The sequence below is a fragment of the Nocardia sp. NPDC058114 genome, from assembly GCF_042884695.1.
In the GTDB taxonomy this organism is placed as follows: domain Bacteria; phylum Actinomycetota; class Actinomycetes; order Mycobacteriales; family Mycobacteriaceae; genus Nocardia.
In genome coordinates, this window is the sequence record NZ_JBHVTK010000003.1 from 441472 (window position 1) to 462175 (window position 20704).

Consider the following 20704-nt stretch of genomic DNA (forward strand, 5'->3'; position numbering starts at 1 on the left):
ATCAACAGCTAGGCACCCGCGACGGACCCAGCGTCCGTTGCCTCGGCGACCCCTCGGTCGTCGATCTCGTCCACATGATCTGTCGGGGATCTTGCGCGAGTGTGGCGGCACGCCCACCGCGTTCATATCGAATCTTTCGCTGCGCGAGGTGTATTCGTGCTGCCCGAAAACATTCGATCTGCTGTTCTTTCGCGATACGAGGAGGCTCTGGTGCACGGTACGGAGTTGGGTGGGTTCAGTGCGCGACCACAGGAAGCGCGGGTCGTCGGTCTGCCGTTTCCGCTGACCCCGGCCCAGCTGGGTGTCTGGTACGCACAGCTGCTCGACCCCGATGTCCCGATCACCATCGCCCAGTACGTCGATATCGACGGCGAGCTCGATGCCGCTGTGCTGCAGCAGGTTACGGCCGAGGCCGCGCACGCCTACGGTTCACCGCTGGTGCGCATCGGCGAGTTCGACGGTGTCCCGCACCAGTACGTCGACCACACCATCGCGGTCGAGCAGGAGCTGCCGCTGATCGACCTGCGCCACCACGACGACCCCGTGGCCGCCGCGCACGAATGGATGCGCGCGGAATTCGGCGCCCCCATCGACCTGCTCACCGACCGGCTGGTGGCGGGCGCGGTGCTGCGCGTCGGCGAGACCCGCTGGTTCTGGTACCTGCGCGGCCACCACATCGTGCTCGACGGGTACGGCGCGTTCACCAACTCTCAGCGCATCGCCGAGCTGTACACCGCGCGGATGCTCGACACCCCGGCGCGCGAGGTGGTGCCGGGTGAGCTGTCGGCGCTGGTCGAGGGCGAACAGCGCTACCGCGAGAGCACCCGTTTCGTCGGCGATCGTGAGCACTGGGCTCAGCGGATCGCGGGCCTGGACAGCCCCACCGCGCTCGACGGCCGCACCGCGCCGCGTTCGGCGATCAACCTGGTGACCGGCGGGCGCCTGTCGGAAAAGCTGGTCGACCGCCTGGAAACCATTGCCGCCAGCGATGATTCGACCATCTCCGCGGTACTGCTGGCCGCCTTCGCCGCCTACCTGGGCCGCCTCACCGACCGGCCGGACGCGGTACTGAGCCTGCCCGTCACCGCTCGCACCACCGCGGTCATGCGCCGCTCGGCGGGGATGCTGTCCAACATCGTGCCGCTGCGACTGCCCACGGGTGCGGCGGGCTCACCCGCCACCTGGGGTGAACTGCTGCGCGCGGCCCGGGTCGAGGTGGCGGGTGCGCTGCGTCATCAGCGCTACCGGGCCGAGGACATCCGCCGCGACGCCGAGGACGACGGCCGCCCCGCCCGGCGCGCGTTGTTCGGCCCACTCGCCAACTTCATGCTCTTCCGCAGTGACCTCACCCTCGGCACCACCACCGGCCGCTACCGGGTGCTGTCCACCGGCCCGATCGAAGACTTGAGTCTCAACGTCTACTACGGCGACCGCGACCGGGTGCACGTCGATTTCGAGGCCAACCCGCATCTCTACGACGCCGACACCCTGGCCAGGCACCACGCCCGCTTCCTCGGCTTCCTCGAGCGGCTGGCCGCTACCGACCTCGACACCGCGCTCGGCGCGATCGAGGTCGCGACCGAGCTGGAGCTGCAGGTCAGCACCCGGATCTGGAACTCCACCCGATTCGACATCGACGCCGCGCTGGCCGAGCGTTCGGTGCCGGTCGCGACTCTGCCCGCCGTGTTCGAGGCCCAGGTCGCGCGCACCCCCGATGACGTGGCCGTGCGGATGGCGACGTCCTCGCACGCAGACGCTGGTCGGGACAACGCCGTCGTGTCTTCGGCGGACGCGACCCTCACCTATCGCGAGCTGGCGCAGCGGGCCAACCGGCTGGCCCGGCGGCTGCGCGCGGACGGCATCGGGCCGGAATCGCTGGTGGCGCTGAGTATTCGGCGCTCGCCCGAACTGGTGGTGGCGATGTACGCGGTGCTCGCCGCCGGCGCGGCCTACGTGCCGATCGACCCGGATCATCCGGCTGAGCGCATCGCCCACATCCTCGCCACCGCCGCACCGGCGGCCGTGCTCACGACCACCCGCGATAGTGCACCTGTCGACGGACGGCCGGTGCTGGCCGTCGACGCCCTCGATCTGAGCGACTACGACGACGCCCCGCTGACCGATGCCGACCGCACCGCGCCGCTGCGCCCCGGCCATCCCGCCTACGTCATCTTCACCTCCGGCTCCACCGGTCTGCCCAAGGGCGTCGCGGTCGAGCACGCCGCGATCGTGAACCGCCTCGTCTGGATGCAACACACCTACCGCCTGCACGGGGTCGACGTGGTGTTGCAGAAGACGCCGATGACCTTCGACGTCTCGGTGTGGGAGTTCTTCTGGCCCTTGCAGATCGGTGCGACGCTGCTGCTCGCCGAGCCGGACGGCCACCGTGACCCCGGCTATCTGCGCCGCGTGATCAGCGAATACGGCGTCACTGTCGCACATTTCGTGCCCTCGATGCTCGAAGTGTTCCTGGCCCAACAGGAAATCGCCGAGCGCACCTCGCTGCGGCTGGTCTTCGCCTCCGGCGAGGCATTGCCCGCCGCGCCTGCCCAGCGGCTGCGGCTGCTGACGGGCGCTCGCCTGCACAATCTCTACGGCCCGACCGAGGCCGCCGTCGACGTCACCTTCCACGAGGTGAACGACAGCGACCGGGTCACGGTGCCGATCGGCGCGCCGGTGTTCAACACCCGGCTCCATGTTCTCGACTCACGGCTGCGGCCCGTTCCGGTCGGGGCTCCGGGTGAGCTGTATCTGTCGGGGGTACAGCTCGCCCGGGGTTATGTCGGACGTCCCGAGCTCACCGCCGGACGTTTCGTCGCCGCGCCCGCGGTGGTCGCCGCCGACTCCGGGCGTGTGCTGCCCGACGGTGGTTCCGGCAGCACTGCCACCCATCCACTGCCGGGTGAGCGGATGTACCGCACCGGTGACCTGGTCCGCTGGACCACCAACGGCGAGCTGGAATACCTGGGGCGCACCGACTTCCAGGTGAAGCTGCGCGGGCTGCGCATCGAGCTCGGCGAGATCGAGTCCGTGTTGGAGAGCGTGGACGCCGCGGCGCGCGCGGTAGTGCTGGTCCGGGACGACGCGGGCGTCGGCGAGCAGTTGGTCGCCTATGTCGTGGAAGCCGAGCCGGGCTCGGTGTCGATCGACGATCTGCGCGAGACCGCACTGCGCGCGCTGCCCGCCTACATGGTGCCCGCGGCGTTCGTGCTGCTCGAGGCCCTTCCGGTGAACGCGTCGGGCAAACTGGACCGCAAGGCCCTGCCCGCTCCCATCCGCGCGGTCGTCACCTACGCCGAACCGGTCGGCCCGGTGGAGCAGACGGTGGCCAGGGTGTTCGGCGAGGTCCTCGGCCTCGACCGCATCGGCCGCGACGACGACTTCTTCGCCCTCGGCGGCAACAGCCTGGTCGCCACCCAGGTCGCGGCCCGCCTCGGCGCCGACCTCGGCTGCCGCCTCGGCGTACGCGATCTGTTCGGCGCGACCACCGTGGCCCGCCTCGCCGCCGCCATCGCCGATCGCGACGACACCGGCGTCTCGGCCCAGCTCCCGGTGCTCACCGCGGGCCCCCGCCCGGCGCTGATCCCGCTGTCGCCCGCACAGCAACGGATCTGGTTCCTCAACCGCTTCGATCCCTCGGCGCCCGGCTACAACATGCCGTTCGTCATCCGCCTGCGCGGCACCGCCGATCTCCCCGCCCTGGTCGCGGCCCTGCACGCGGTGGTCGACCGCCACGAGGCGCTGCGGACCGTGTTCCCCGCGGTCGGCACTCCCGGTGGTGAGGTGGCCGAGCAGGTCGTCCGCGATGCCGGGCTGGTCCGTCTCGGCGACCCCGTCGAAGTGCAGGCCGCCGACCTCGACGCGGAGCTCACCCGCTTCGCGCGTACCGGGTTCGACCTCGAACGTGAAGCACCGGTGCGTGCGGGCATCTTCGTTGTTCCGGCCCCCGACACAACTGTGGACAACTCGGCACCACGGCCACCGAGCGTCGCGGCGCAGGAGTGTGTCCTCGCTGTCGTGCTGCATCATATTGCGGCAGACGGTGTTTCGCTGCAGGTGCTCGTCCGCGATGTGCTCACCGCGTACCGCGCCGCCACCGACGGCGTCGCGCCCGGCTGGTCGCCGCTGAGTGTGCAGTACGCCGACTACGCCCTCTGGCAGCGCGAGCTCCTCGGTGCCGAAACCGACCCGCAGTCGCTGGCCTCCCGCGAAATCGCTTTCTGGGAGCGGACTCTGGCTGGTCTGCCCGACCAGCTCGAGCTGCCCTCGCGTCGCCGGCGGCCGATCGAGCCGAGCATGCGCGGCGCCCGCACCGCCTTCACCATCGACGCCGATCTGCACCGTCAGCTCGCCGGGCTGGCCCAGCGGGCAGGCGCCTCGCTGTTCATGGTTGTGCACACCGCGCTGTCGGTGCTCCTCGCCCGCCTGTCCGGCACCACCGACATCGCCATCGGCACCGGCGTCGCGGGCCGCGGCGACCGGGCCATCGACGACCTGATCGGCATGTTCGTCAACACCCTGGTGTTGCGCACCGAGGTCGACCCCGCCGCGAGCTTCGTCGCCGCGCTCGAGCACACCCGCGAAACCGACCTGGCCGCCTTCGCGCATGCCACCGTTCCCTTCGATCGCCTGGTCGACGTGGTCAACCCGGCCCGCTCGCAGTCCCGGCACCCGCTGTTCCAGGTGGCGCTGAACTTCCAGGCCGTCCTCGACACCACCTTCGACCTGGCGGGCTCGCCGGTGACGGTGCGCGAGATCGAGCTCGACATCACCAAGTTCGACCTACAGCTCACCCTCGCCGAACGACGCGGTGCCGCAGGCGAACCCGCGGGCATCGACGCCGTCACCCTGTACGCCGCCGACCTGTTCGACGCGTCCGAGATGCACACCTTCGGTGTGCGTTTCGTGCGGCTACTCGCCGCGGCCGTCGCCGCGCCGGACACCGCGGTCGGCGACCTACCGCTGCTGTCGGCGCCCGAACACTCCCAGCTCACCGGCATGCGCGGCGCACCGGTCACCGCCACCGGTCTGCTACCCGACCTCCTGGCCGGCGCGGTCGCCGCCGACCCGGATCGCGATGCCGTCACCGACGGCGACCGCACCCTCACCTACCGCGAACTCGACCGGGCGTCGTCACGCCTGGCCAGGGTCCTCATCGACAGCGGCGCCGGCCCCGACGACGTGATCGCCGTCGGCATCCCCCGCTCTATCGAGTCGGTTCTCGCGGTGTGGGCGATCGCCAAGTCCGGTGCCGCCTGGTTGCCCGTCGACCCGAGCTACCCGCTCGATCGGATCACCCATATGGTGACCGATTCCGGGGCCCGACTAGGTCTTACAGTGTCCGAGTCGCTGTCCGCGCTGCCCGGCCCGCTCGATTGGCTGGTCCTCGACGAGCTGAAGCTGATGGCCGAATGCGCCGGGCGTTCCAGCGATCCCGTCACCGACTTCGACCGCGTGCGACCCCTGCGCGCCCAGCACCTCGCCTACGTCATCTACACCTCCGGCTCGACCGGCCTGCCCAAGGGCGTGCTCGTCACCCAGGCGGGTATCGCCGGTTTCGCCGCCGAGGAAACCGCGCGCATGTTCGGCACCGCCGACGCCCGCGTCCTCCAGGTCGGCTCCCCGTCCTTCGACATCTCGGTGATGGAATTGCTGCTCGCGGTGAATTCCGCCGCGACGCTGGTGATCGCCCCGCCCGGGCGGCACGTGGGAGCTGAACTGGCCCAACTGCTTTCGGAACAGCGCGTCACGCACGCCCTGATGACCCCGTCCGGTCTGTCCGTGCTCGACCCCACCCCGCTCGACGCCCTTCGCATGGTGATGGTCGGCGGCGAAGCCTGCCCGCCCGACCTGATCGCCCGCTGGACAACCGGACCCGTTCCCCGCGCGTTCGTGAACGCCTACGGCCCCTCCGAGACCACGGTCGCCACCAACATCAGCGCCCCGCTCACCGCCGATTCCCCGCTGACCCTCGGCACGCCGCTGCGCGGCATCACCCAGTGGGTCCTCGACTCCCGGCTGCGGCCGGTCCCTGTCGGCGTCGCGGGCGAGCTGTACGTCGCGGGTGCCCAGCTCGCGCGCGGCTATCGCTCCCGCGCCGCACTCACCGCGACCCGCTTCGTCGCCTGCCCGTGGGCGTCGTCGGAGCGCATGTACCGCACCGGAGACCTGGTCCGCTGGACTCCGGAGGGCACCCTCGACTACCTGGGCCGCAACGACGACCAGGTCAAACTCCGGGGTTTCCGCATCGAACTCGGGGAAGTCGAATCCGCCCTGCTCGCCCAGCCCTCGGTTCGTCAGGCCGCGGTGCTGGTGCGCGCCGACCCGCACCGAGGCGATCAGCTCATCGCCTATATCGTGCCCGCTGTCGAGACCGACGAGCTGATCGATGCGCTCGCCGCCGCCCTGCGCGGCACCCTCGCCGCGCATATGGTGCCGTCCGCGTTCGTGGTGATCGATGCCCTGCCGCTCACCCCCAACGGCAAGCTCGACCGCAAGGCCCTGCCGGAGCCGGTGTTCGCCGCGCGTTCGTTCCGCGCGCCCGCCGCAGGCACCGAGTCCGTGGTGGCCCAGGTCTTCGCCGAGGTGCTCGGTGCCGCGCCGATCGGCGCCGACGACGACTTCTTCGCCCTCGGCGGCAACTCGCTCGTCGCCACCCAGGTGGTGTCGCGTCTGGGCACCGCGCTCGGCCGCACGGTCTCGCTGAAGTCGCTGTTCGAGGCGCCGACCGTCACCGCGCTCGCCGCCCTGCTCGGCACCGCGGACGCGGTCGCGCCGAGGCCCGCGCTGGTGGCAGGCGAACGGCCGCACCGGATTCCGCTGTCCTACGCACAGCAGCGCATGTGGTTCCTGAGCCAGTTCGACGCCGAATCGGTCGCCGACAATATCGCCGCCGCCATCCGCCTCACCGGCGTCATCGACTACGCCGCGATGAACGCGGCCGTCGCCGCGGTCTTCGCCAGACACGAGGCGCTGCGGACCCGCTACCCCGCCGTCGACGGTATCCCGTTCCAGCAGGTGCTCGACGCCGACCAGCTGACGATCACCCTCGAACCGCGCGCGATCGCCCCGGTCGACCTCGGCAACCGGATCCGCGCGCTGGCCGCCGTCCCGTTCGCGGTGGACTCCGAACCCCCGGTCCGCCTGCACCTGCTGCACACCGGCACCGACGAGCACGTCCTCGTCCTCGTGCTGCACCACATCGCCGCCGACGGCTGGTCGGTCGCGCCGCTGACCCGCGATGTGATGGTCGCCTACGCCGCCCACCTGGCCGCCGCAGCACCCCAGTGGACGCCGCTGCCGGTGCAGTACGCCGACTTCGCCCTCTGGCAGCGCGATGCGCTCGGCGCCGAGGACGACGCCGAATCCGCACTGTCACAACAGCTCACGTTCTGGACGACGGAACTGGCCGACCTGCCCGACCTGCTCTCGCTGCCGAGTGATCGACCGCGCCCGGCCGTGGCCTCGGGACGCGGTGCGCGCCAGGCGTTCACGGTGCCCGCCGAGATCATCGACCGACTGCGCGGCATCGGTGCGCGAGCCAATGCCTCGCTGTTCATGGTGCTGCACACCGCCTTCGCCACCACCCTCGCCGAACTGTCGGGTCAGCAGGACATCTCGATCGGCACCCCGGTCGCCGGTCGCGGTGACCAGGCGCTCGACGACCTGGTCGGCATGTTCGTCAACACGCTCGTGCTGCGCACCCGGATCCGCCCCGACGCCACCTTCGCCGAACTGCTCGGCACCGTCCGCGACAGCGACCTGCGCGCCCTCGCCAACGCCGACGTCACCTTCGACCGGCTCGTGGAGATGCTCAACCCCGAGCGATCGACCGCCCGGCACCCGCTGTTCCAGGTGATGCTCGACTTCCAGAACAACTCCCGAACCGAACTCGAACTCGCGGGCCTGACCGCCACGGAGCTCGAGATCGATACCCACACAGCCAAATTCGACCTGCACCTCACGCTGCGCGAGACCACCGACGGCCTGCTCGCCCGCTTCGAGTACGCGACCGACCTCTTCGACGCGCAGACCATCACAGATTTCGGCACCCGCTTCCTGCGGACGCTGGATACGGTGACCGCCGATCCCGACGTGGTGATCGGCGACATCGACCTCCTCGACGCCGACGAGCGTATTCGCGTGCTCGGCGCCTGGAACGCCACCGAGTACCCGGTCGACGAACGCATGACGCTGGCCTCGCTGTTCGCGGCGCAGGCCGAGCGCACCCCGAACGCGACAGCGGTGACCCTCGAGGGCGAGTCGCTGAGCTATTCCGGGTTCGCGGATGCGGTGAATCGCCTCGCCCGCCTGCTGATCTCGATCGGCGTGCGCCCCGACCGCACCGTGGCAATCGGCATGCGCCGTTCGATCGACTCGGTCGTCGCCATGTACGCCGTCATCGCCGCCGGTGGCGCCTACGTGCCCCTCGACCCGGATCACCCCGCCGAGCGCATCGCCCAGGTGATCGCCGACGCCGACCCGATCTGCGTACTGACCCGCCGCAGCGACGACCTCGACCTCACCGGGGTGGAGGGGGCGGGAGAGCACCGCGCGGTCCTCGATCTCGAGCAGGTCGACACCACCGACTACTCGGCCGAGCCGATCACCGACGCCGACCGCCTGGCCACGCTCACCCGGGACAACGCCGCCTATCTGATCTTCACCTCGGGCTCCACCGGCACGCCCAAGGGCGTCGTCGTCTCCCATGCTGCGATCGTCAACCGTCTGGTGTGGATGCAGGACGCCTACCGGCTCACCCCCGACGACGCCGTGCTGCAGAAGACCCCGGCCACCTTCGACGTCTCGGTCTGGGAGTTCTTCTGGCCCTTGCAGATCGGCGCCCGGCTCGTGCTCGCCCGCCCGGACGGTCACCGCGACCCCGCCTATCTGATCCGGCTGATCACCGACGAGCGGATCACCGTCGCCCACTTCGTCCCGTCGATGCTGTCGGTCTTCGTCGCGGTGCTCGACAGTGCGCACGCCGACGAGGCGACCACGCGGACCGCCGGGGACTGCGCATCGCTGCGTCTGGTGTTCGCCTCCGGCGAGGCGCTGGCGCCCACGCCCGCCCAGCTGCTGCGCGGGCTCACGGGGACGGCTGTGCACAACCTGTACGGCCCCACCGAGGCCGCAGTGGACGTGACCTTCCACGAGGTGATCGACGCCGATACCGTCACCGTGCCGATCGGTGCGCCGGTGCACAACACCCAGGTCTACGTCCTCGACGGCCGCCTGCGCCCGGTCCCCGTCGGCGTGCCCGGCGAGCTGTACCTGGCGGGCGCCCAGCTCGCTCGCGGCTACGCGGGCCGCGCCGACCTCACCGCCGGCCGCTTCGTCGCCAACCCGTTCACCACCGCCGAGCGCATGTATCGCACCGGTGACCTCGTCACCTGGACGTCGGCCGGCGAGCTGGAGTATCTGGGCCGCACCGACTTCCAAGTGAAGCTGCGTGGTCTGCGCATCGAACTCGGCGAGATCGAAGCCGTGCTCTCCGGGGTTCCCGAGATCACCCAGGCCGCGGTGATCGTGCGCGACGAGACTCTGGTCGCGTATCTCGTTGCCGCACAGCATGTCGACGTGGATGCGGTGAAGTCCACGCTCAGCCGCACCCTGCCCGCCTACATGGTCCCCGCGGCCTTCGTCGTTCTCGACGAGTTCCCGCTCAACTCGTCGGGCAAGCTCGATCGAAAGGCGCTGCCCGCACCGAGTTTCGAGGCGGCCGTCTTCCGGGCGCCGTCCACCGAGGTCGCGCGTATCGTCGCGGCCACCTTCGCCACGGTGCTCGGCTTCCCCGCCGACCGCGAAGTCGGTCTCGACGACGACTTCTTCGCCCTCGGCGGCAACTCCCTCAACGCCACCCAGGTCGCGGCCCGCCTCGGCGCCGCCCTCGACACCCAGATCCCGGTCCGGCTGCTGTTCGACGCACCGACGGTGGCCGATCTGGCCGACCGGTGCACGGTCCTGCGCGGCACCGGCGGGCGGCTCGAACTCACCACTCGGGAACGGCCCCGGCGGATTCCGCTGTCCGCGGCGCAGCGCCGGATGTGGTTTCTCAACCGCTACCTCGCCGACGTCGACGGCATCGGCGACGCTGTCGACAACATCCCCGTCGCGCTGCGGCTCACCGGCGACCTCGACCTCGCTGCCCTCGAAGCGGCTCTCGCCGATGTGGTCGCCCGGCACGAAACCTTGCGAACCAGCTACCCGGAGGGGCCGGAGGGCGCCGAACAGGTGATCTCGGACGCCACCGCAATCACTCTGCGGCCCGAGGCGATCACCGAGACGGAGCTGCCCGAACGCCTGCTGTCGTGCGCCGCGGTCCGATTCGACCTCACCGCCGAGATCCCGCTGCGCGCGGCCTTGTTCGCGCTGAACACCGACCACGTGCTGGTCCTGGTGGTCCACCACATCGCCGCCGACGGTTTCTCGCTCGGCCCGCTGGCCGCGGATCTGATGGCCGCCTACGCCGCGCGCCGCGCGGGCGCCACCCCCACCTGGACGCCGCTGCCCGTCCAGTACGCCGACTACGCCCTCTGGCAGCACGAAAACCTGGGCGAGACAGCCGATCCCGCGTCGCTCGCGCACACCCAACTGGCGTTCTGGCGCCATGGTCTCGCCGGTCTCCCCGAGCAGCTCGACCTGCCCACCGACCGCCCCCGCCCGGCCGAGTCCACCTTCCGTGGCGCCGTCCACCGCTTCCAGATCGACTCCGATCTGCACAGTGAACTGCGCGAACTCGCGCGCAAGCACGAGGCCACCCTGTTCAGCACGGTGCACGCCGCGCTCGCGGTCCTGCTGGCCCGCCTGTCCGGGGGCAGCGACATCGCCATCGGCACACCGGTCGCGGGCCGCGGCGAGGCCGCCCTCGACGGGCTGATCGGCATGTTCGTCAACACCCTGGTACTGCGCACCCAGATCGACCCGCGCGCCGAATTCGAAACGACCCTCGACGCCGTCCGGGCCGGCGACCTCGACGCCCTCTCGCACGCCGACGTCCCGTTCGAGCAGGTCGTCGATGCCATCGACCCGGCGCGAGCCCGCAACCGGCACCCGCTGTTCCAGGTGGCGCTGGCGCTACAGAACTTCACCGTCCCCGCGCTGGAAGCCGCGGACCTGCGCGTGGAACCCCTCGATTTCGACGCCGCCGTGGCGAAGTTCGACCTGCAGTTCACCCTCGGCGAATCCGACGACATCGACGGCCGCGCGAACGGCATGTCCATCGAGATCGCCTACGCCACCGATCTGTTCGACAAGGGCAGCGTCGCCGTGCTGGCCCGGCGCTTCACTCAGGTGCTGGCCGCCGTCGTCGCCGACCCGACTGTCGTGGTGGGCGACATCCAGTTGCTCAGCGCCGAAGAACAGCAGCGCACCCTGCACGATTGGTCGTCCACCGGCGAATCGGTGGCCGCCGCCGACACCATGGTGGGCCGGTTCGCCCGCGTCGCCGCCCTCGACCCCACCGCCATCGCCGTGAAAGCGGGCGAGCGCGCGCTGACCTACGGCGAGCTCGACGCCTGGTCCAACCGTCTCGCCCGCCGACTCGTCGCCGCGGGCGTCGGCCCGGAATCGCTGGTAGCGGTGACCCTGCCGCGGTCGGTGGAGCTGCCGGTCGCTCTGCTCGCCGTGCTGAAGGCAGGCGGGGGCTACCTGCCGATCGACCCCAACTACCCCGCCGATCGCATCGAATACGTCCTCGACGATGCCCGCCCGCAGTGTGCGATCACCAACGACGACACCGGCCTGGCGCACGACTGGTTCGGTGGTCCGGTCATCGATCCCGGCGCGGACAACCTGTCCGACTTCGGCACCGACGCCCTGACCGACGCGGACCGGCGTAGCCCGCTGGCTCCCGCCAACGCCGCCTACGTCATCTACACCTCCGGCTCGACCGGCCGCCCCAAGGGCGTCGTCGTCCCGCACACGAATGTCATCGCGCTGCTGGACAACACCGCGCAGCGCTTCGGCTTCGGACCGTCCGACGTGTGGACGATGTTCCACTCCTACGCCTTCGACTTCTCGGTGTGGGAACTGTGGGGCGCGCTGCTCCACGGTGGCTCGATCGTTCTCGTCGACTACTTCACCTCCCGTTCGCCCGAACAGTTCCGCGAACTGCTCCGTACCGAACGCGTCACCGTTCTCAACCAGACGCCGTCCGCGTTCTACCAGCTCATCGCCGCCGACCTGGCCGCGCCCGCACCCACCGAATACGCCCTGCGCACAGTGATCTTCGGTGGCGAGGCGCTCGAACCGCAACGCCTCGCCGGCTGGTTCGCCCGCTACCCGGACTCGCCCCGCATGGTGAACATGTACGGCATCACCGAGACCACCGTCCACGCCTCCTACCGGGAGATCACCCCGCACACCGGCTCGGCCAGTGTGATCGGCGGTGCGCTCGCGGGACTCACAGTGCGCGTGCTGGATTCGCGCCTGCGTCCCGTCCCGCTCGGCGTTCCCGGCGAAATCTACGTCTCCGGACCGCAATTGGCGCGCGGCTACCTGGGTCGACCCGACCTGACCGCGAGCCGCTTCGTCGCCGACCCCTACGGTCCTGCCGGATCCGTCGCCTACCGGTCCGGTGACCTCGCCCGCTGGACGGTCGTGGCCGACGACGCCACGGGGGCGCTCGCGTCGTCGCGCGCCACGCACGTCGACCTCGAATACCTCGGCCGCGCCGACCAGCAGGTCAACCTCCGTGGCTTCCGCGTCGAGCTCGGCGAGATCGAAGCGGCGCTGCTGCACAGCTCGATCGCGCCTCGCGAAGTCGCCGTGCTGGTGCGGACCGACCTCGTCGACGAGCCGCGCATCGTGGCCTACGTGGTCGGGGAGTCCGACCACCTCGACACCGCCGCCCTGCGCAAGGAGCTGGCGCGCACCCTGCCCGAGCACATGCTCCCGGCAGCCGTCGTGCCGGTCGCGCGCATTCCGCTCACGGTCAACGGCAAGCTCGATCGCGCGGCCCTGCCCGCCCCCGTCTTCGAGACCACCACCTACCGCAGGCCGACCACTGTCACCGAGCAGATCATCGCCGCCGTGTACACCGAGGTGCTCGGCCGTGCCGACGATCAGCCGATCGGCGCCGACGACGACTTCTTCGCCCTCGGCGGCAGCTCGCTGCTGGCAGCAAAGGCCGTGGCCCGTATCGGCGCCGCGCTCGACCGGCGCGTGGGTGTCCGGCTGCTGTTCGAGGCGCCGAGCGTCGCCGAACTGGCCGCCGCGATCGACGCCCAGTCGAAGGTCGATCGCCCCGCGCTGGTCGGCCGGGCTCGCCCCGAGTTGCTCCCGCTGTCCCCGGCCCAGCAGCGGATGTGGTTCCTCAACCGCTTCGACCGCGCCTCGGTGGCCTACAACATCCCGTTCGCGCTGCGCCTGAGTGGGGCGCTCGACGTCACCGCGCTGCGCGCCGCGATGGCCGACGTGGTCGCCCGCCACGAATCGCTGCGCACCGTGTACCCGGAGGTCGACGGCACACCCGCGCAGTCGATCGTCGCTGCCGCCGAAGCGATGCCGACGCTGGCTCCACCGGTGAACACCGAAGCGGCCGTGGGCGACACGCTCACGCCGGTGGCGACCAGCGAGGCAGCGCTTCCCGCCGCGATTCGCGAACTGGCCGAGACCACCTTCGACGTCACCACCGAGATCCCGGTGCGCATGCGGCTGTTCCGGGTGGACGACACCGAATTCGTGCTGGCCGGCGTCCTGCACCACATCGCCGCCGACGGCTCCTCCATCGCCCCGTTCGTCGCCGACCTCATGCGGGCCTATACCGCCCGGCTCGCCGACACCGCCCCCGGCTGGGCGCCGCCCGCCGTGCAATTCGCCGATTACGCGCTGTGGCAGCGTGACCTGCTCGGCGACGAAGCCGACCCGGAATCCCTCGCCGCCCAGCAGGTCGGCTACTGGCAGACCCAGCTGGCCGGACTTCCCGACCAGCTGGCCCTGCCGACCGACCGTCCCCGCCCCGCCCGCCAGACCCTGCGCGGCGACAAGGTGAGTTTCACCGTCGACGCCGACCTGCACGCCGCGCTGTCCGCGCTCGGGCGCGACAACGGCGCCACCCTGTTCATGGTGGTGCACGCGGCGTTCGCGGCCCTGTTGGCCCGCATCTCCGGTACCGCCGACATCGCCGTCGGCACCCCGAACGCGGGCCGTGGCGAAGCCGAGCTCGACGAGGTCATCGGCATGTTCGTCAACACCCTGGTCTTGCGGACCCAGGTCGTGAGCGACGCCCCGTTCACCGAACTGCTCGCCACCGCGCGGGCCGCCGACATCGCCGCGTTCTCGCACGCCGATGTGCCGTTCGAGCGGTTGGTCGAGGTGCTCAACCCCGCCCGCTCCACCGCGCGACACCCGCTGTTCCAGGTCGGCTACTCGTTCCAGAACCACGACCGCGCTCAGCTCGAACTTCCCGGCCTGTCCGTCTCCGCTGTCGAATTCGATGCCGGTGTCGCGCAGTTCGACCTGCATCTGTTCGCCCTGGACAACTACACCGCGGACGGCACCCCGGCGGGAATCGAGATGGCCCTCGGCTACGCCACCGAGCTGTTCGACGCCGCAACAGCCGAACGCTTCGCCGGTCAGCTGTGCCGGATCCTCGCATCCGTCAGCGGCGCGGCGGAGACCGCCATCGGTGACCTCGACATGCTCGGTGCCGACCGCGAGCTGCTGCTCGAAACATGGAACGACACCGCCCGTCCCGTCGAGTCCACCACCCTCGCCGAACTGGTTGCGCGCCAGAGCGACCTGACCCCCGGCGCGCTCGCGCTGGTAGACGATGAAACCGGCGAGTCCCTGGATTACGCCACCTTCGACGCACAGGTCAACCAGGTCGCCAGGCTCCTGATCGCCGAGGGAGTCGGCCCGGAGCGCACCGTCGTACTGGCCATGCGCCGCGGCATCGACCTCGTCATCGCCATGCACGCCGTCGTCCGGGCGGGCGGCGCGTACGTGCCGATCGACCCCGACCACCCGGCCGACCGTATCGCCTACATCGTCACCACCGCGGCGCCCCTGTGCGTGCTCACCACAGCCGCCGACGGACTGCCGATCGCCGTGGACGTTCCGGTCTTCGAGCTGGACCACCGCGCGCTGCGCGAACTCTCGACGGAGCCGGTGACCGATGCCGAGCGCATCGCCCCGCTGCGCCCCGAGCATCCCGCGTACATCATCTTCACCTCCGGCTCCACCGGCGTGCCCAAGGGCGTCACCGTTCCGCACGCCGCGATCGTCAACCAGCTCGGCTGGCTGCGCGAGCGCTTCACCATGACCACCGCCGACCGGGTGCTGCTGAAGACCCCCGCCACCTTCGACCTCTCGGTCTGGGAGTTCTGGTCACCCCTCACCTCCGGCGGTGCCCTGATCGTCACCCGCCCCGGTGACGAACGCGACCCGGATCGCCTGCGCGCCACCATGACCCGGCACGGCGTCACGGTCTTGCATGCCGTTCCCTCGCTCGTCGGCATGCTCCTGGCCACCGAAGCGACACCCGCCCTGCCTGTTTCGTTGCGCGCCGTCCTCGCGATCGGTGAAGCCCTGCCCGCGGCGACGGCCACCGAGTTCCGTGCCGTCGGCGCCACCGCGGTCCTGCACAACCTGTACGGCCCGACCGAGGCGGCCGTCTCGATCACCGAATACGAAGTGGCGCAGGATCTGTCGCACGTCGTGCCGATCGGTACTCCCGTCTGGAACAGCGCGCTCTACGTTCTCGACGCCCGGTTGCATCCCGTCCCGATCGGCGTCGCGGGCGAGCTCTATCTGTCCGGTGATCAGCTCGCCCGCGGCTACCACGGGCGCCACGCCCTCACTGCCGACCGGTTCGTCGCGAATCCCTTCGCCGACACCGGCTCGCGGATGTATCGCACCGGCGACATCGTCCGTCGGCGCGCCGACGGCACGGTCGAATACCTCGAACGCGCCGACTTCCAGGTCAAGATCGGTGGCTTCCGCATCGAACTCGGCGAGGTCGAAACAGCCCTGCTGCGCTGCGCCGAAGTCCGGGCGGCAGTCGCGATCGCCACGACCGACGAGCGGGCGGGCGCCCGCCTGATCGCCTACGCGGCGGTCGCGGACCTGGCCCCGGGCGACGAGCCCGCCATCGCTGCCCGCCTGCGCGGAGAGCTCGCCGCCGACCTGCCCGCCTACATGGTTCCGGCGGCGCTGGTGGTACTCGACGCGCTGCCCCTCAACGCCAACGGCAAAGTCGACCGGAAGGCGCTGCCCGAACCGCAGTTCGCCGAAGCGGCCTTCCGCGCTCCGGTCACCGCGGTCGAACAGCTTGTCGCCCAGACGTTCACCGAGGTGATCGGCTGCGCCGCCGCCGGACTCGACGACGACTTCTTCGCCCTCGGCGGCAACTCGCTGATGGCGACCCGCCTGGCGGCCCGCCTCGGCGCCGCGCTCGGCGTCCACGTCGCCGTGGCCGCGGTCTTCGACGCACCGACAGTCGGCGCGCTGGCCGCGCACCTCGCCACCGCCGATCGCGCCATCGCCCGCCCCCCGCTGACCAAGCGCACCGGCGAAGGGCCCGCGGTCCTCTCGCCCGCGCAGCAGCGCATGTGGGTGCTGCACCAGCTCTCGCCACAGTCCTCGGCCTACCACATCCCGGCCGCCATCCGACTGACCGGCGAGCTCGACCTACCCGCCCTGCAGGCGGCCGTCGCCGACCTGCTGGCCCGCCACGACACCCTGCGCACCCGCTACCCGGACACCACCGACGGCCCGATCCAGCAGGTGATGCCCGCCTGGTCCGCCGCCGTCGACCTCACCCCTCTCCCGGTGGCGCCCGCCGATGTCGAAACCCGGATCGCGGCGCTCGTCGCGCAGCCCTTCGACATCACCGCCGCGCCCCCGATCCGGGTCGCCCTCTACCGCCTCGGCGACAACGATCACGTCCTCGTCGTCGTGGTGCACCACATCAGCGCGGACGGATACTCGATCGACCCGCTCACCCGGGACCTGGTGCGCGCCTACGTGGATCGCGGCCAGGGGCGCGAACCGGGCTGGGGCCCACTGACGATCCAGTACGGCGATTTCAGTGCCTGGCAGCGCGACCTGCTCGGCTCCGAGTCCGACCCCGGCAGTGTGCTCACCCAGCAGCTCGCCTACTGGACCCGCGAGCTCGCCGGCGCACCCGAACTACTGGCGTTGCCGACAGACCGCCCGCGCGCGGCCCGTCGTGAAATGCGCGGCGCGACGGTCGAATTCGACATCGATTCCGCACTCACCACCCGCCTCGACGACGTGGCCCGCGCCAACGGAACCACCCTGTTCACACTGATCCACAGCGCGCTGGCAGTGCTGCTGGCCAAGCAATCCGGCAGCGCGGACATCACCATCGGCGCACCGGTCTCCGGTCGTGGCGCCCGCGAACTCGACGACCTCGTCGGCATGTTCGTCAACACCGTCGCCCTGCGCACCGAAGTCGACGCCCGCGCACCGTTCACCGACCTGCTCACCCAGGCGAAGCGCCGCGATCTGGCCGCGCTGTCCCATGCCGATGTTCCGTTCGAGCAGGTGGTCGACGCCGTGGGTCGCACCCGTACCGGCGCCTACACCCCGCTGTTCCAGGTGATGCTGACCTTCCAGAACATGCCGCCCGGCGGTATCGAGCTCCCCGGCCTCCACGTCCAAACCTTGGACCCCGGGCTCACCGAGGCCAAATTCGACCTGCATCTCACCGCCCTGCAGCGCTATCGCGACGACGGCGCGCTGGACGGCCTCGACATCCACTTCGGCTACGCCACAGACCTGTTCGACGCGTCGACGGTCCAGACCATGGCCGAGCGATTCCGCAAGGTACTCACCACCGTCGCCGCCGACCCCACCGTGGCGGTGCGCGCGATCGACCTGCGCACCGATGCCGAAAAGACCCCGACCACCTACACCATCGCCGATCTTCCGGGCCTCGTCGGCTCGGCAGCTCGGCTCGCGCCGGCGACCGTGGCATTCACCCACGGCGAGCACGCCATCTCTTACGGAGCACTCGACGCCAAGCTCGCCGCGGTGAGCAGGGCGATGGGCGCGAAGATGAAACCTGAAGCGTTGGTGAACGTCGCGCTGGCCGGCCTCGTGCCCGGCGTGCTCGCCGCACTCGGCGCGGCCGGTCTCACTTCGACTCTGCAAACACTGGTGACCGATGCTGCCGCGGTAATCGCCGGGACAGCGTCGGTTGACGACTCGGAAGGACAACTCTGATGTCGCACACGGATTCGGTCACGACCGCTGCCACCCTCGCCGCGCTCCTGCGTGACCTGGACGGCGATCGACCACGTGACCCGGCGACCCTGCTCGCCGCCTTCTCCACCTACGCCGACCGCGAACCCGACATCCTCGCGGTCCGCGACGGCGAAATCGGCCTCACCTACGGCGAACTGGCCGAGCGAGTCGATGCGTTGGCCGCCGCGCTCCTCGAGCACGGTGTCGGCCCCGAAACCACTGTCGCGGTGTCGCTTCCGCGTTCGGTGGAATTGGTGGTCGCTGTGCACGCGGTGCTCGCCGCCGGCGGTGCGTTCGTGCTGCTCGACCCCACCGGCCCCGGTGACGTGCAACGTCGCACTGCCGCGCTGGCCGCGCCCGCCCTGATCCTCACCAGCGACGGAACACCGCACCCCGCCGGGTTCCCGGTCGTGCACACCGACGCCACGGTCGACGTCACCCCCGATGAGCTACCGGGGCCGGGCGCGGACAACCCCGCCTACCTGGTCGTCGATGTCGTTGCCGCGACCGCCGTCGTCGTCGGGCATCGCGCGGCGCAGGCCAATTCGAGCTGGCGCCAGCGACTCTGCGGTATCGGTATCGGCGATTCGGTGCTCTGGCACGCACCGCTGGCCGGCCAGGCCGCGGTGGGGGAGATGCTGCTCGCGCTGCAAACCGGTGCCACGCTGGTGGTCTCGCCGTCGGCGGTGCTCGCCGACGCGATTACCGAAACACAGGTGACCGCAGCATGTTTCGATCATGCCGAGCTCGCCGAGCTGGCAGCACTGCCCGATGCCGAGCAGCGTCTGGACTCGCTGCGCGTGGTGCTCGGCTCGGGTGGGCCACTGCTCGCGGAAACCGCCGCCGCCCTGCGCGCGGTGAGCGGTGCGACGCTGTGGCACGTCTACGGCAGGCCCGAGACGGCGGGCGAGTTCGTCGCGCACGAGGTGACCGGCGCCGACCTGGAGGTGGTCCCGTTCGGATCGGCCGCTGACGATGTCGAACTGCTGATCCTCGACGAGCACCTGTGCCCGGTAGCTGACGGCGAAATCGGTGAACTCTATGTCTCCGGTGTGCAATTGGCGCGCGGATACGTCGGCAGACAGGCCACCGCGGCGACCTTCCTCGCGAACCCCATCGGTCCGGTGGACGACCGCATGTTCGCCACCGGCGACCTCGTGCGCCGCAGGCCGCCGGGCGACGCCTGGACGGCCGAGATCGAATTCGTCGGCCGCATCGATGACGGGCCCTACGCCCGCGCGACCGGTCTCGCCGACGAACTACTGCTCGACGAGTTCGAAGCCCAAGCCGCCGCAACCCCTTTCGACCCGGCCGTCGTCCATGCGCCGACCGACGGCCCGACCTCGATCATCACCTACGGTGACCTCGACCGGCGCACCAATCAGCTGGCCCGGCATCTGACCGCGCTCGGCATCGGACCGGAATCGGCTGTGCTCGTGGATGTCCCAGGTTCCATCGAGTTCGTAGTCGCGGCATACGCGGTCCTCAAAGCCGGTGGGACCGTGGTGCCGATCGACACCGCGAACCCCCGGCTCCCACCGATCGTCAACCCGGCACTGGCCCTGACCATCGCCGCCCGCGAGCACCTCGGCACCTACGACATCCCGACGGTGACGGTCGATCGGGCATCTCTGTCCACCTATTCGAGCGAACCCATCGCCCGCGGCGAACATCGCGCCCCGATCCTGCCGCAGCACCCCGCCTTCGTGCTGTTCCCCCCTGGCGCAACGCACAGCGTCACCATCAGCCATGCAGCCGCCGTGCACCGGGTCACCGCCATGCAGGCCCGCCACCACCTCACCACTCGCGATGTCTATCTGCACCAATCCCATACCGGCGACGCCACCGCTTGGCACGGCTACCTGCTTCCCCTGCGAGTCGGCGCGACCGTCGTCCTCACCGAACCGCCCGACCCCACCCGGTTAGCCGCCCTCATCGCCGCCTACGGCGTCACCGTCACCGATTTCACCCCCCACTTCCCGCCCGCCCGCACCAGCCACAGCGACCGCCTGTTCCGCACGAGCGAGCTCGCCCACCACGAAATCGAAGGCACCCCGGCAGCATTAGCCCACCTCGGCACCCTCCTCGGAAAGGCCACCCCATGACCAACCCGTTCGACGACGACAACGCCCAGTTCTACGTCCTGGTCAACACCGAAGGCGAACACTCCCTCTGGCCCACCTTCGCCGCCGTCCCCGGCGGCTGGTCGGTAGCCTTCGGCGCCGCCCCCCGAACCTCCTGTCTCCACTACGTGGAATCCCACTGGCTCGACATGCGCCCCAACTCCCTCATCGCCGCCATGTCCAACAAACCCTGAGGGATCAGCCCGCCGCAGATTTCTCGGGTTGGCTGGGAACGGGTGTCGTCCGGATGTTGCGGACGCCAGCAACGATCTGGTCCACGTCTTCCTCGGCGAAGAGATGGTCCGGACAGATCGGCGCATGCGATTTGAACGGTGTCTCGTAGCATTCTCATGCTTGAAGGCGGAGCG

General features: G+C 70.4%; 3 protein-coding genes. All 3 read left to right on the top strand.

Annotation, left to right across the window (positions count from 1 at the left end; genetic code table 11):
- Window positions 1–210 precede the first annotated feature (210 nt).
- From ACFVVI_RS14700 to ACFVVI_RS14710, 3 genes are read left to right on the top strand one after another with little or no spacing between them, the layout of a single operon-like run.
- Window positions 211–18192, top strand: coding sequence for a non-ribosomal peptide synthase/polyketide synthase (locus tag ACFVVI_RS14700; protein WP_387445750.1), 17982 nt, complete (start codon window positions 211–213; stop codon window positions 18190–18192).
- Entirely contained in the window at window positions 18192–20318 is a 2127-nt protein-coding gene (locus ACFVVI_RS14705; RefSeq protein ID WP_387445751.1) for an AMP-binding protein, read from the top strand. The genes ACFVVI_RS14700 and ACFVVI_RS14705 overlap by 1 nt, the downstream gene beginning before the upstream one ends.
- Window positions 20315–20530 carry an MbtH family protein gene (locus ACFVVI_RS14710; RefSeq protein WP_056814159.1) on the top strand — a complete coding sequence of 72 codons (216 nt, stop codon included), beginning with the start codon at window positions 20315–20317 and terminating at the stop codon, window positions 20528–20530. The genes ACFVVI_RS14705 and ACFVVI_RS14710 overlap by 4 nt, the downstream gene beginning before the upstream one ends.
- Window positions 20531–20704: the final 174 nt, after the last annotated feature.

Excerpts from the sequence above, each read along its gene's own strand:
- ACFVVI_RS14705 (WP_387445751.1), top strand. The coding sequence starts at position 18,192 with ATGTCGCACACGGATTCGGTCACGACCGCTGCCACCCTCGCCGCGCTC.
- ACFVVI_RS14710 (WP_056814159.1), top strand. The coding sequence starts at position 20,315 with ATGACCAACCCGTTCGACGACGACAACGCCCAGTTCTACGTCCTGGTC.